This window comes from Streptomyces sp. NBC_01428, assembly GCF_036231965.1.
Taxonomy (GTDB): Bacteria; Actinomycetota; Actinomycetes; order Streptomycetales; family Streptomycetaceae; genus Streptomyces.
The window spans coordinates 2,170,124-2,183,852 of record NZ_CP109499.1; the positions used below are offsets into that span (position 1 = coordinate 2,170,124).

The 13,729-nt window shown below is 73.5% G+C and carries 13 protein-coding genes; 5 read left to right on the forward strand and 8 right to left on the reverse strand.

Translation table 11 applies throughout. The features are described 5' to 3' along the window. Positions 1-144 precede the first annotated feature (144 nt). The gene (locus OG406_RS09480) at positions 145-1,296 is read right to left on the reverse strand and encodes a glycerate kinase (protein WP_329185259.1); all 1,152 of its coding nucleotides are present in this window, start codon (positions 1,294-1,296) and stop codon (positions 145-147) included. 263 nt (positions 1,297-1,559) lie between these two features. Between OG406_RS09480 and OG406_RS09485 the strand changes: the two genes are divergently transcribed. Continuing rightward, entirely contained in the window at positions 1,560-2,054 is a 495-nt protein-coding gene (locus OG406_RS09485) for an NUDIX domain-containing protein (protein WP_267048913.1), read from the forward strand. Between the two features lie 16 nt (positions 2,055-2,070). Here the strand turns inward: OG406_RS09485 and OG406_RS09490 are convergent, their stop codons facing one another. Continuing rightward, entirely contained in the window at positions 2,071-2,355 is a 285-nt protein-coding gene (locus OG406_RS09490; protein ID WP_081220183.1) for an SHOCT domain-containing protein, read from the reverse strand. 310 nt (positions 2,356-2,665) lie between these two features. On the opposite strand from OG406_RS09490, the gene OG406_RS09495 reads away from it, so the two are divergent. After that, positions 2,666-3,094 carry a DUF7144 family membrane protein gene (locus OG406_RS09495; protein WP_164374346.1) on the forward strand — a complete coding sequence of 143 codons (429 nt, stop codon included), beginning with the start codon at positions 2,666-2,668 and terminating at the stop codon, positions 3,092-3,094. A 125-nt stretch (positions 3,095-3,219) separates the two neighbouring features. Here the strand turns inward: OG406_RS09495 and OG406_RS09500 are convergent, their stop codons facing one another. Both OG406_RS09500 and OG406_RS09505 read right to left on the reverse strand, forming a co-directional pair. Next, positions 3,220-3,639: a DUF6325 family protein gene (locus OG406_RS09500; protein ID WP_081221894.1), complete on the reverse strand. Its 420-nt coding sequence runs from the start codon at positions 3,637-3,639 to the stop codon at positions 3,220-3,222. A 143-nt stretch (positions 3,640-3,782) separates the two neighbouring features. Beyond that, positions 3,783-4,427, reverse strand: a complete 645-nt coding sequence (locus tag OG406_RS09505; RefSeq protein WP_329185261.1) for a GAP family protein — start codon at positions 4,425-4,427, stop codon at positions 3,783-3,785. 231 nt (positions 4,428-4,658) lie between these two features. Between OG406_RS09505 and OG406_RS09510 the strand changes: the two genes are divergently transcribed. From OG406_RS09510 to OG406_RS09520, 3 genes are all read left to right on the forward strand, one after another. Further along, positions 4,659-6,077 carry a DUF2252 domain-containing protein gene (locus tag OG406_RS09510; RefSeq protein ID WP_267048912.1) on the forward strand — a complete coding sequence of 473 codons (1,419 nt, stop codon included), beginning with the start codon at positions 4,659-4,661 and terminating at the stop codon, positions 6,075-6,077. A 13-nt stretch (positions 6,078-6,090) separates the two neighbouring features. Then, entirely contained in the window at positions 6,091-7,920 is a 1,830-nt protein-coding gene (locus OG406_RS09515; protein ID WP_327408596.1) for a glycoside hydrolase family 15 protein, read from the forward strand. 116 nt (positions 7,921-8,036) lie between these two features. Continuing rightward, a complete protein-coding gene (locus tag OG406_RS09520; RefSeq protein WP_329185263.1) occupies positions 8,037-8,771 on the forward strand; it encodes an SIR2 family NAD-dependent protein deacylase in 735 nt (244 codons plus the stop codon). An 18-nt stretch (positions 8,772-8,789) separates the two neighbouring features. Here OG406_RS09520 and OG406_RS09525 read toward each other — a convergent pair whose 3' ends face one another. The 4 genes from OG406_RS09525 to OG406_RS09540 form a co-directional block, all read right to left on the reverse strand. Further along, the gene (locus tag OG406_RS09525) at positions 8,790-9,272 is read right to left on the reverse strand and encodes a methylated-DNA--[protein]-cysteine S-methyltransferase (protein WP_164374351.1); all 483 of its coding nucleotides are present in this window, start codon (positions 9,270-9,272) and stop codon (positions 8,790-8,792) included. Positions 9,273-9,333: 61 nt separating this feature from the next. Further along, a complete protein-coding gene (locus OG406_RS09530) occupies positions 9,334-10,821 on the reverse strand; it encodes a DNA-3-methyladenine glycosylase 2 family protein (protein ID WP_267050041.1) in 1,488 nt (495 codons plus the stop codon). Positions 10,822-10,999: 178 nt separating this feature from the next. After that, on the reverse strand, positions 11,000-12,070 hold the full coding sequence (locus OG406_RS09535) for a lysylphosphatidylglycerol synthase domain-containing protein (RefSeq protein WP_329185265.1): 1,071 nt from the start codon (positions 12,068-12,070) through the stop codon (positions 11,000-11,002). After that, on the reverse strand, positions 12,067-13,575 hold the full coding sequence (locus OG406_RS09540) for a hypothetical protein (protein ID WP_329185266.1): 1,509 nt from the start codon (positions 13,573-13,575) through the stop codon (positions 12,067-12,069). Before OG406_RS09540 ends, OG406_RS09535 begins: the two co-directional genes overlap by 4 nt. Between the last annotated feature and the right edge of the window lie 154 nt (positions 13,576-13,729).

Consider the following 13,729-nt stretch of genomic DNA (forward strand, 5'->3'; position numbering starts at 1 on the left):
TCCGCCGGAGGAGGGTACGGGGGGCGCGCCGCCCGGTCCGCCGGGAGCCCGGGGACGGCCGCCGCAGGCGGTACGGGGCGGTGTGGGGCCTGAGGGGCGCTCCGGCCGGGACCCCGGGGGTCGTGGCCGGTGCGCCCCGTGCGGTCAGGCCAGGAAGTCGCGCCCGATGTTCTCCGCGACGCGTTCCAGGATGGGGCCCGCGTCGGCGATGCACTTGGCGATGTCGGGCTCGACCTCGGTGAGGGGGTAGGCCCGCCGGATCCCGGCGGTGCCGAGGGCCTCCGGCCGCAGGGTGAGCCGGCCGCAGACCGCGACGACGTCCTTGCCCCCGGCGCGGGCGGCGGCCGCGACCCCGGCGGGAGCCTTGCCGTGCAGGGTCTGCTCGTCGAGTGACCCCTCGCCGGTGATCACCAGGGTGGCCCGCTCCAGCGCGGGCGCGAACCCGAGGACGTCGAGCATGACCTCGATCCCGGCCCGGAAGCGGGCGCCGAGGACGAGCGCGCCGTAGCCGATGCCGCCCGCGGCACCCGCGCCGGGCGCGGCGGCGTACTCGGCGGCCTTCGGCCCGATCGCCTTCTCCAGAACCGTGGCGAAGTGCGCGAGCGCGGCGTCCAGCGTCGCCACGTCGTCGGGGCTCGCGCCCTTCTGCGGGCCGTAGACGGCGGGCGCCCCCTTGGGCCCCGTCAGCGGGTTGTCCACGTCGCTGGCGAGGACGAGGTCGACGGAGGCGAGCCGTTCGTCCAGGCCGGACAGGTCCGCGGTGTCCACGTCACGCAGCGCGGCGCCGCCGGGCGCCACCGGCGTACCGTCCGCGGCGAGGAAGCGCGCGCCGAGCGCGGCCAGCATGCCCGCGCCGCCGTCCGTGGTCGCGCTGCCGCCGACACCGAAGACGATGGTGCGCGCACCGGCGTCGAGCGCGGCGCGCAGCAGTTCACCGGAGCCGTACGTCGAGGCCGTGAGGGGCGCGAAGACGCCCTCGGGCAGCCGCTGCAAGCCGCTCGCCTCGGCCATCTCCACCACCGCGGTGTCCCCGCGCAGCGCGTACGCGGCGGTCACCTCGTCGCCCAGCGGCCCGGCGACCCGCACCTCGCGGCGCTCGAACCCGGCCGCGACCGCCGCGTCGACGGTGCCGTCGCCGCCGTCCGCCACGGGCAGCGACTCGACCTCGATCCGCGGCACGGCCCGGCGCAGTCCGGCCGTCACACGCTCCGCGACCTGTACGGCCGTCAGCGATCCCTTGAACTTGTCCGCGGCGATGAGCACACGGGGGGTCCGATCCACTGCAGCGTCCGCCACCTTGCATTCCCCTTGCTTTCGGGCCTTGCACACGTCAAGGCAGTCGCGCCGCTGCGACCTTAACCGCAGGAAGCCCTCGCCGTCATGCCCCGCCCGACCTGCGGGACGGTCCGCGGCCGCGCTCCCGGCCCCGCGCCGGGGGCCCGCGGAACGTGACGCTCCGTGACGGCCGGGCAGGGGTGTGCGGCCGGTCGAGGCGGGTGCGGCGGGTGCCCGGGGCGGCGCGTCCGGGCTGTGGGCGGCGGGCTCGTTACCCTTTCCGGATGACCACGTCGGACTTCGCCGCGTACATCGCCGGCCTGCCGCGGGTGCTCGCCGCGGCCGCCGCTCTCTTCCGCGACGCCGAAGGGAACGTCCTGCTCGTCGAGCCGAACTACCGCGAGGGCTGGGGTCTTCCGGGCGGCACGGTGGAGTCGGACGACGGCGAGAGTCCGCGCCAGGGAGCGCGCCGCGAGACGGCCGAGGAGATCGGCCTCGACGTGGAGCTCGGCCGGCTCCTGGCGGTCGACTGGGTGCGGGGACCCGGCCGCCCGCCGCTGGTGGCCTACCTGTACGACGGCGGCGTCCTCGGCGACGGCGACTTCGACGCGATCCGGCTGCAGGAGGAGGAGCTGCTGTCCTGGCGTCTGGTGCCGCGCGCGGAGCTGTCCGCGTATCTGCCGGGCGCCTCGGGCCGGCGCGTCCTCGTGGCGCTGGACGTGCTGGAGCGGGAGAGCGCGGGGGCGGCGGAGCTGGAGAACGGCCACCGGGTGGGCTGAACGCCCGAGGAACCGCTCAGCCGAGGATGCGGCGCTTCTGCTCCTCGAACTCCGCCTCGGTGAGGACGCCCTGGTTCTTGAGGTCGCCCAGCTGCTTCAGCTGGTCGATCTTGCTGGTCATGTCGGCGCCGGGCGGCGGGGGCGGGGGCGCGGCGGCCGGTGCGGGCTCCTGGTAAGCCTGGGCCGGCGCCTCCTGCTGGGCCCAGCGCCCCGCCTGACGGCGTGACACGCGGTTGGAGACGGCGGTGGCCGTACCGGCCACCACGGCGGTGCGGGCGACCCCGCGAAGGAGACCTGGCACGGCGTTTTCCTTTCACGCACACAGCAGTTGAAAGAGCCGGAACGGAATGCGGCCGCGCGCCCGTTCTTCCGGTGCGCGGAGCATTCCGACGCCCGACGCGCACGGCCGGAAGAAATCCCTGCGTTCCGGGCCGGACCGCTCCGGACAGACCTTTCCATTCCAGCACCGCGGGGCTTCTTCCGCACCTCGATCCGGGTTCGGCCACCCCCTTTTCCCGAGATCTGCCGGTCCGTCATTCCCGTGGCAAGCTGAATCGTGGGCCACCGGCCGTCACCGGCCGATGGTGAGGTCTACGCACAAGGAGCTCGCGATGACTACGACGGATACGCACCGGCGCGACACCGGTGGCAGTTCGGGAATGTGGGTGTCCGGCTGGACCGCCTTCGCCGGGGTCATGATGATCTTCGGTGGCGCGATGGCCATCTTCGAGGGCATCTCCGCCATCGCGAAGGACGATGTCTTCGTCACCACCCGCAACTACACGTACAGCTTCAATCTGACGAGCTGGGGCTGGATCCACCTCGTCCTCGGCATCCTCGTCGTGATCGCGGGCCTCGCCCTGTTCCGGGGCATGCTGTGGGCCCGCATCGTCGGTGTCGCCCTGGCCGGCCTCTCCATGATCGCCAACTTCATGTGGCTGCCGTACCAGCCGGTATGGGCGATCGTGCTGATCGCCATCGACGCGTTCGTGATCTGGGCGCTGTGTGTGGGCCCGGGCCGCGAGGCGCACGCCCGGTAGACCACCGCGACACCCCGGTCACCCGGGGTTCGACCTGACACGGGAGTGGCCCCGCACCTCGGTGCGGGGCCACTCCCGTATCCAGGTCGTCGCTGCCGTCGGGCCGGGTCCTGTCGGGCGGGCTCCTATCCGGCGTCCGTCTCGTCGAGGGCGGCGAGGACGGCCGGTACGGGGATGCGGCCGGAGGCGACCATCTGGGCGCCGCCGCGGCGCAGGGCGGTGGCGAAGGGCGCGGCCCACAGGTTCTCGTAGACGAGGATGCCGGCGGAGTTGCCGGGCTCCAGCGCCTGGCCGGCCTCCGCGATGTCGTCCTCGCCCAGCAGGCCCGAGGAGGCGCCCTCGAACACGGCGAGGTCGAGTGCCCCGTCGCCGGTCAGGTCGGCGATCTCCAGGCCGACCACGGATCCGTCCTCGTCCTTCTTCACGAACAGCAGGTCGAGAATGCGGATGAGTCCGCGGTCCACCAGGTCGACCAGGAGGGGAAATCCCTCGCCGGTCATTCGGCTGCCGGGAAACTCGATGACCACATAGTCGATCGGTCCCATCTCGACGAATTCGTCTTCGCTCACGGCTTCATCCCTGGGTGGTCGCGGAATTCCCCCTGTCCCCAATTCCTCTCCATTGCAGCACCGGACGGATGCCGACGCACTTTCGCGATGTGCCGCGCACGCGGCCGGCGGCGTACGCGTCACGCGGTCAGTCCGTAGATGCTCTTGCCGACCAGCCACAGGCCCAGGAACAGCACCAGCGACACGAGGGCCTGTTCCTGGTGGCCCTCCAGCCAGGTGCGCAGTCTCCCGAGCCGCACGGCGGCCGAGCGGGGGGCGAACGTCGCGTAGAGCTCCATGGCCAGCAGGCTGGACGAGGCCAGCAGGCAGTAGCCCATGAGTGCCGCGTACGACGCGAAGTGCGCGAGGTCGGCCTCGACGACGGTGGCGGCGCCGGCCGCGACCATGCCCCAGGGCTGGAGGAGCAGCGCGAGACCGGCCGCGGACCACGGGGAGATGCGTTCGACGCGTGACATGAACCCGGAGGACCTGTGCCGTGTGCCGATCCGGCGGCGGGTGCGTTCCGCGTACCAGAGGAGGCCGACGCCGACGGCCAGTTTGACGGCCAGGGCGGCGGTGGACGGCGAGGAGTTCGCGGCCGGTGGCTTGCCGCCGGTCATGAGCAGCACGACGGCGATGATGCCGACGAAGGTGGCGAGCCACGTGAGGAGGAAGGCGAGGCCGTTCCAGATGCCGTTGCGGGCCGAGAGCACCAGCACGAACCCGGTGACCGGCAGCGGGTTCAGGGCGATCGCCAGACCGATGAGGACCAGGTCAAGGACCATCGCCGCTCCCGCGTCTCCTCGCACGGCCCACCGTCGCGGCACCGCACACGTCTTCATCGTCCGCTCCCCCGTCCCGCTCCACAAATCAGCGGCGGCAGGGGGGGCCGAAGGGGGCATCCTGCCCGACTCGCCGGACATATCGCCCGGCGATACCGTGATGACGGGGCCGGGTGTCCTCTTCGACCGGCTTCGACCGGCGGGCCCGGACCACGACGCCAGGACGGTGGCCGTATGACCCCCAAACATCCGGCCGACGGCCGGACCCCGCACCGCACGCCGAAGGAACGGGCCGCGCTCGGCAAGGCCGCCCGCGCCTCGGTGCCCCGCTCCAGCCACGCGGACTTCACGCCCTCCCCGAAGCGGACCGACCCGGTCGACGTCGTGGAGGGGCAGTCGGCGAACCGGCTGTCCGAGCTGATCCCCATCCGCTACGGCCGGATGACCGAGTCGCCGTTCCGCTTCTACCGTGGGGCCGCCGCCATCATGGCCGCGGACCTCGCCGACACCCCCCGCTCCGGCATCAGGGCCCAACTCTGCGGTGACGCACATCTGTTGAACTTCCGGCTGCTCGCCTCCCCGGAGCGCCGGCTGATGTTCGACATCAACGACTTCGACGAGACGCTGCCGGGACCGTGGGAGTGGGACGTCAAGCGGCTGTCCGCCAGCTTCGTCATCGCGGGCCGGGCCAACGGCTTCAGCACCAAGGAGCGGGCCGCCATCGTGCGGGCGACCGTGCGCTCCTACCGCGAGTGGATGCGCCGCTTCGCGGAGATGGGCAACCTCCCCGTCTGGTACACGCAGTTCGACGAGGAGTGGGTGAAGACCCACTTCGCCGGGGAGCTGAGCGCGCGGGCCCGCGACCGCTGGTCGCAGTCGGCCGCCAAGGCACGGACCCGGGACAGCGCCCACGCCTTCGGCAAGCTCACCCACATCGTGGACGGCAGGGCCCGCATCACCTCGGACCCGCCGCTCATCACCCCGCTGGACGAGCTGCTCCCCGACGTCGAACGCAGCGCGCTGGAACGGGAGTTCCGCAGACTGCTCGGGCGCTACGGGCACAGTCTGAACTCCGACCGGCGGTTCCTGCTGGAGCAGTACCGGATCGCCGACGTGGCCCGCAAGGTGGTCGGCGTGGGCAGTGTGGGCACCCGCTGCTGGATCATCCTGCTGCTCGGCCGGGACGACGGCGACCCGCTGCTCCTCCAGGCCAAGGAGGCCGACGAGTCGGTGCTCGCACCGTTCGCCGGTGCCAGCGCGTACCGCACGCAGGGCGAGCGGGTCGTCGCGGGGCAGCGCCTCATGCAGGCCACCAGCGACATCTTCCTCGGCTGGGAGCGGGCCGACGGCATCGACGGCCGCCGACGGGACTTCTACCTGCGGCAGTTGAGGGACTGGAAGGGCATCGCGCAGCCCGAGGCCATGGTGCCGTCGGGCATGCGCGCCTTCGGCGAGCTCTGCGGCGCGACGCTGGCGCGCGCCCACGCGCGCTCGGGCGACCGGATCGCGATCGCCGCGTATCTGGGCGGCGGTGACGTCTTCGACCGCGCGCTGGCCACGTTCGCCGAGCGCTACGCCGACCAGAACGAGAAGGATCACCGGGCACTCGTCGACGCCGTCCGCTCGGGACGGGTCGAGGCTCAGGCGGCCTGAGGAGGAGAGCAGCATGGAACGCTATCCGCCGATCGCCGACCACGGGCTCATCGGGGACCTGCAGACGGCGGCCCTGGTGTCCTCCCAGGGCGTGATCAACTGGTTCGCGGCGCCGCGCTTCGACTCCCCCAGCGTCTTCGCCTCGCTCCTGGACCACGACGGCGGCGGCTACTTCCGGCTCGCGCCCGAGCACCCCGAGGGGACCTGGAAGCAGCTGTACTACCCCGACACCGCCCTGCTGGTGACACGCTTCATGTCCCCGGACGGCGTGGGCGAGGTCATCGACCACATGCCGGTCCTCACCGACAGGACACCGACCGACCGCCACACCATCGTGCGGGTGGTGCGGTGTGTGCGCGGCACCGTGCACTTCGCCCTGGAGTGCCGGCCCCGGTTCGACTACGCGCGGGCCGACCACGAACTCGAACTGACCGCCGACCGGGCCACGTTCCGGGCGCCGGGCACGACGGCCCACCTCCAGGGCGGCATCCCGTTCGAACGCGACGGGAAGGACGTGCGGGGCGGTATCACCCTGCGCAACGGGGAGACGGCGGGTGCCGTGTTCACGGTGTGCGGAGCGGACGACGACGCCCCGCCGACACCCGACGTCGACGCGATCACCGAGGGCCTGTGGAACAACGTCGACTTCTGGCAGCGGTGGGTGCGCACCTCCAACTACCGGGGCCGCTGGACGGAGATGGTGCACCGCTCCGCGATCACCCTCAAGCTCCTCACGTACGCGCCCACCGGCGCCCCGGTCGCCGCCGCCACGATGGGGCTGCCCGAGCAGGTCGGCGGGGAGCGCAACTGGGACTACCGCTACACGTGGGTGCGGGACGGTTCCCTGTCGGTGCGCGCGCTCCTCGACCTCGGATACGTGGAGGAGGCGACGCAGTTCACGCGCTGGCTCGGCGAACGCTTCGCGGCCCGCAAGGGATCCGAGGACGAACCCCTCCAGATCATGTACCGGGTCGACGGCGACCCGGACCTCACGGAGGAGATCCTGGAGCACTTCGAGGGCTACCGAGGCTCGTACCCCGTCCGCGTGGGCAACGCCGCCTCGGACCAGTTGCAGCTCGACATCTACGGCGAGGCCCTGTACGCCCTGGCGCAGGGCCGCGACGTGGGTGAACAGGCGGGCTATCACGGCTGGAAGGGCCTGGCCGGCATGCTCGACTGGCTCGCCGACTCCTGGGACCGGCCCGACGAGGGCATCTGGGAGACCCGCGGCGGACGCAAGGACTTCACGTACAGCCGGGTGATGTGCTGGGCCGCCTTCGACCGGGGCCTGAAGCTGGCGGCCGAGTTCAGCAGGCCGGCCGACACCGAGCGCTGGACGCGGGCCCGGGACGCGATCCTCGAACAGGTCATGGAACGCGGCTGGAGCGAGAAGGAACAGGCGCTGGTCCAGCACTACGAGGGCGATGTGCTCGACGCGTCGCTGCTGCTGGCGCCCCGCGTCGGCTTCATCTCGCCGCGCAGCCCCGGCTGGCTGTCCACCCTCGACGCCATGGAACGCGTCCTCGTCTCCGACAGCCTGGTCTACCGCTACGACCCCGAGGCCTCGCCCGACGGGCTGCGGGGATCCGAGGGGACGTTCAGCCTCTGCACGTTCCTGTACGTCGACGCCCTCGCCCGGGCGGGACGCCTCCCCCAGGCCCGCTACACCTTCGAGAAGATGCAGACGTACGCCAACCATGTCGGCCTGTTCGCGGAGGAGATCGGCCCGAGCGGCGAACAGCTCGGCAACGTCCCGCAGGCCTTCACCCACCTGTCGCTCATCATGGCGGCGACGACCCTGGACGAGTCCCTGGACCGCGCCCTCGACCTGCGGGCCCGCTGAGCCACCGCCCCGCCGACGTTCTGCCCCTCTGACCTTTTGGTCTCTGGCCTCCGGCCTCTGACCCGCGCGAAGATATCCGGTCGCCGCCCCGCCCCCGTCGCCCTACCCTCGACGACATGACCAGGCCCCTCGTCGCCGTCCTCAGTGGCGCAGGCATCTCCACCGACTCCGGCATCCCCGACTACCGCGGCCCGAACGGGCTGTGGCGGCAGGACCCGGAGGCCGAGAAGCTCGTCACCTACGAGTACTACATGGGCGATCCGGAGATCAGGCGGCGGGCCTGGCGGATGCGGCGGGACAGCGGGGCCCTCGGCGCGGAGCCGAACGGCGCGCACCGGGCGGTGGCGGAGCTGGAGAGGTCCGGTGTGCCCGTGCGGGTGATCACGCAGAACGTCGACGGGCTGCACCAGCTCGCCGGGATGCCCGCCCGCAAGGTCCTCGAACTGCACGGCACCGCGCGGGCCGTGGTGTGCACCGCGTGTCACGACCGGACGCCCATGGAGGACGCCCTCGCCCGTGTCGACGCCGGTGAGGACGATCCCGGCTGCCTGGCCTGCGGCGGGATCCTCAAGCCGGCGACCGTGCTGTTCGGTGAACGGCTCGACCCGGTCGTTCTCGGTCAGGCGGCAGCGATCGCCAAGGCCTGCCAGGTGTTCATCGCCGTCGGCAGCAGTCTCCAGGTCCATCCCGCCGCCGGGCTCGCGGGCGTGGCCGCCGACCACGGGGCCCGCCTCGTCGTCGTCAACGCCGAGGCCACCCCGTACGACGAGATCGCCGACGAGGTCGTACGGGAGCCGATCGGCAGCGCGCTGCCCGCGCTGCTGGGCGCGCTCGGTTCCGAAGGCGGCTAGGGGCGCTGGGCGGGGCGGTCAGAAGAGGGCCGCTCCGCTCTCGAAGTCCAGCAGGCGCTGCTTGCGGTCCAGGCCGCCGCCGTAGCCCGTGAGGCCGCCGCTCGCGCCGACGACGCGGTGGCAGGGCACGATGATGCCGACGGGGTTCTTCCCGTTGGCGAGGCCGACCGCGCGGGAGGCGCCCAGGTTGCCGAGGGCTTCGGCGAGTTCGCCGTACGAGCGGGTCTCGCCGTAGGGGATCTGCCGCAACCGGTCCCACACGCTGCGCTGGAACGGCGTTCCCGCCAGCCGCAGTTCGACGGTGAACTCCTTCAACTCGCCCGCGAAGTAGGCGTCGAGCTGCTCCGTCACCTCGTCGAAGAGGGTGTCGTCGCGCTCGCCGAAGGTCTCCTCCTGGGGGCGGTGGCGCTGGCCGACCATGTAGAGGCCGCACAGGACACCGTCGTCGGCGACGAGGGTGAGGGGCCCGTAGGGGCTGTCGATGACCATGTGCTGTTTCACTGGGGGTCCTTGCTGCGTGGTGGTCGGTGTGGCGCGTACCGCGTGGTGGGCGGGGGCTCGCTCACGCGGGGAGGAAGTTGATCGGGTGACTGGCCGTGGCCCACAGGTACTGGACCGCGTAGGCCCGCCAGGGGCGCCAGGCCGCGGCCCGGGCGGTGAGGGCCGCGGGCGTGGACGGGAGGCCCAGTTCCTTGGCCGCGTACCGGATGCCGAGGTCGGTGGGGAGGAAGGCGTCCGGGTCGCCGAGGGCACGCATCGCGATCACGTCGACGGTCCAGGGGCCGAACCCGGGCAGCTCCAGCAGCCGCGCCCTGGCCTCCGTCCAGTCGCTCTCCATCCCCAAGTGCAGTCTCCCCTCGGCGAGTTCGGCCACCAAGGTGGTGAAGGTGGTGCGGCGGGTCCGGGGCATCGCGAGCGATGCGGGGTCGAGCGCGGCGAGCGCCGCCGGCGTGGGGAAGAGGTGGGTGAGGCCGCCCTCCGGGTCGTCGACCGGGTCGCCGTGCGCGACGACCAGCCGGGCCGCGTGCGTCCGGGCGGCGGCCGTGGAGACCTGCTGCCCCAGCACGGCCCGTACGGCGAACTCGGCCTCGTCGACCGTGCGCGGCACCCGGCGGCCGGGCGCCTTGTCGACCAGGGGCGCGAGCAGCGGGTCCCCGCGCAGTTGGTCGTCGACGGCGACCGGGTCGGCGTCCAGGTCGAGCAGGCGGCGGCAGCGGCTGATCGCGACGGGCAGGTCGCGCAGGTCGCTGAGGCTGAGCCGGCACGCGATGTGGTCCGGCGTGGGAGTGAGGCCGACGATCCCGTGTCCGTAGGGCAGTCGCAGGGTCCGCCGGTAGGCGCCGTCGCGCCACTCCTCCACGCCGGGTACGGCGGTGGCGGCGAGGTGTCCGAAGAGGTTGTCCGGATGGAGCGGGGCGCGGAACGGCAGCCGGAGGTTCAGGACGCCCGGGGTGTGCGTGACTCCCGCGGCGGCTGCGGCCCCTTTCCTGGGCAGGCGGGCCCGCAGCTCGGTCGGCGACAGGGCGAAGACCTCGCGCACCGTGTCGTTGAAGGTGCGGATCGAGGAGAAGCCCGCGGCGAAGGCGATCTCGGCCATCGGCAGCGGCGTCGTCTCGATGAGCAGCCGGGCGGTCTGGGCGCGCTGTGCCCGGGCGAGGGAGAGGGGGCCCGCGCCCAGTTCGGCGAGCAGTTGCCGCTCGATCTGCCGGGTGCTGTAGCCGAGGCGGGTGGCGAGGCCGGGTACGCCTTCGCGGTCGACGATCCCGTCGCCGATCAGCCGCATCGCGCGGGCCACGAGGTCGGCGCGGTGGTTCCACTCGGGCGAGCCGGGGCTGGTGTCCGGGCGGCATCGCTTGCAGGCGCGGAACCCGGCCTGCTGGCAGGCGGCCGCGCTGGGGAAGAACGTCATGTTCTGCGGCTTCGGCGGCACGACCGGGCAGCTGGGCCGGCAGTAGATCCTGGTGGTGGTGACGGCGGTGAAGAACCATCCGTCGAAGCGCGCGTCCTTCGACTGGACGGCACGCAGACAGCGCTCCGTTTCGGTGTGCATCCCGTTCTGCATGCCTCAAGCATCCGTCACCCGGGAGGGTCGGGCTGGCGGGAATCCGACATCTGCCTTCCCCGGCCTGCACCCCGGCTCCCTCCCTCGCACGCTCGTTCCCGGACGCCGCGGGGGGGGTGCGGCGCTGTGGCCGTACGGGGGTACGAGGGTGCGGGGGGTGTCCCGCTCACAGGACCCGGCGCCGGACCAGGATCCCCAGCGTCACCAGCCCCGGGACGAGGGGAAGCCAGCTGGTCAGCAGCCGGTAGCCGAGCACCGTGGACGCCGCCGCGCCGACGGGCGCGCCCGCGAGGGTGAGGGCGAGGGCGAGCGCGGCGTCGAGGGAGCCGAGGACGCCGGGGGTGGGCAGCAGGACGGCGGCGCTGCTCGCGGCGAGGAAGGCGAGCGCCACCCGCGCGGGCGGCAGGGGCAGGCCGATGGCCTGGGTGACGGCGACGACGACGGCGGAGTGCAGCGCGGCGGAGCCGAGGGCGCCGCCCCACAGGGCGGCCGCCCGGGCGGGCACCTCGTGGACGGCGCGCACGTCGAGCAGGACGCGGCGCACGGCGCGCCGCAGCGGTCCGGCCAGGAGCACCACGGCGACGGCGGCCACCACGACGGCCGCCGCGCAGGCCGCCACCGTCCACGCGGTCGCCGGCGCCCGCGGGATCCGCAGCGCGCCGGGGCAGGCCAGGGCGAGGCCGGCGATCAGACAGCTCCGCGCGACGGCTCCGGCACCGGCCTTCACGGCGAGCGCGGTCGCGGCCTGGGGGACGGGCAGGCCGCAGCGGGTCAGGAAGCGCAGGTTGACGGCGCTCGCGCCGAGTCCGGAGGGCAGGACGTGGTTCGCGGAGGCCGCGGCGAACTGCACCGCGACGAGCCGGCCCGCGGGTAACGGCACCGTGGTCGCGCCCTGTTGGGCGAGGGCCGAGGAGGCCCAGGTCGCGCCGGCCGCGGCGGTCGCCACGAGCAGCCAGCCCCGGTCGGCGCCCGCGAGCCGGGCGGCACCGGACACCACCACGGGCCAGTGCCGGTGGGCGAGGTAGGCCGCGCACACGAGCACGACCAGCGAGAACCCGGCATGCCAGGAGATCCGTCCGCGCAGCCGGGGCCCCGGCCCCGGCAGCGCCGTCGACGGCTCCCCGCCCGCCACGGCCGCCCGCCGGTACGCGACATCACGTCGATACGTGGCCGCCGGCATGCCGTCGCCGTCCCCGCGCGACGGGGACGTCGACGGCACGCCGGGCGGACCGGTCATGGCGCGCGGCTCCCGGTCAGGGGGGACACGTAGACGTCCAGGCCGCCGGCGCGGTGCGGGGTCCAGTCGCGGGCGTACGCGGGCGGCCGGTTCCCCGGCTTGGTGACCACGGCGAACGGCAGCGAGCGGGCGGCCCGTGCGAGGCCCCGCTCGGTGGCGTTCGCGTTGTGCCCGGCGGACGCGAGGGCGGAGCAGCGGGTGTAGAAGGCGACGGGGATGGCCTGGTGGCCGGTCAGCCGGCAGGGCGGGCGCACGCCGAGGCGGTGGAGTTCGGCCGCCGTCGCGGCCCAGCCCCGGTGCGCCTCGGTGGTGCGCCGCACGGTGGTCTGCAGGACCGCGAACTGGACGGCCAGGTGAGCGGCGAGGCCGAGGGCCACGAGCGTCACGGTCACCGGACGCCATGACCTGCCGGGGGCGGCGACGAGGTGGACGACGGCGTCGGCGACGGGGATCGCGAGGAGGGCGTACGCGGGGAGCAGGAAGCGCGGGGCGGCGTAGCCGATCATGAAGAGGTACGGCAGGGCGGCGGTCCCGGCGCAGGCCACGAGCAGCACGGTGGCCGCCGGGCGGCGGGCGCGGACGGCGATCACGAGGGCCAGGGCGGCGGCGAGCGGCAGGGCGAACCACCACAGCGTCGTCGTGGGGCTGGGCAGTCCGCCGGTGCAGGGCCGGCACAGGGCCCGTCCGCCGAGGCTGCGGGCCTGGTCGAGGATCGCGATGTTCCAGCCGAGGCCGCCCTGGATGCGGGAGGCGTCGTCGAGCCGCTGCCCCAGGCCGCCGTAGAAGGCGTACGCCTCGGCGATCCACTCGGCGCCACCGGCGAGCAGGCCCGCGACAAGCACCGCGAGGGGCCGTGCGCGCCGCCACCGGGGAAGCGCCACGGCGGCGACGAGGAGGGGCAGGGTCGCCCAGACGGCGTCGGTGGGCCGCATCAACGTCATCAGCGTGGCGCTCAGTCCGATGCCCCACAGGGCGGCCCGGTCCGTGCGGTCCGCGGCCGCCCGCAGGAAGCAGCCGACGCAGGCCAGCGCGCCGACGGCGACCCAGTAGTTGGGCATGGCCTGCGGCCCGTAGAAGAGCGTCACCCACAGCGTCGCGAACAGGGCGCCCGCCGCGGCGAGCACCCGCGCCGGGAACAGGGCGCGCCAGACGCGCAGCGCCACGAACAGGGCGAGTCCCGAGAGGACGGCGAGGTACACCCGCAGCAGCACGGTCGACGACGACCAGGTGGCGATCGGCGCCACCAGGACGGAGACGCCGCGGGCGCGCGGGGCGCTGAAGAAGGCCGCCGGGGCGTGCCCGGAGACCTGGCTGACGTAGACCGTCTCGTCCCAGCCGAGGCCCATCGCCGGTGCCACGAGGGCGAGTTGGGCGAGGGTGAAGGCGACCGCGACAAGGGCGAGGAGGCCTGTTCCCGCGGGACGGCGGAGCGTTCGGACGGCGGGGGCGGCGGTCGGTCCGTTGCGCCGGGCACCGAGCAGCGGGACGTTGGGCGTCTTGAGCATCGTCCTCCCTTCAGCCCTACAAACCGTAGGGTTCGGCCGCTCCGTGCTCCATCCGGGCAAGGTAAGAGTCGGGGAAATATGCGACAAGCTATCTCGCACCGGCACAAGACGCCGGGTGGGACGGGCAACCGGGCTAGCGTCGCGTCGCGCCGCC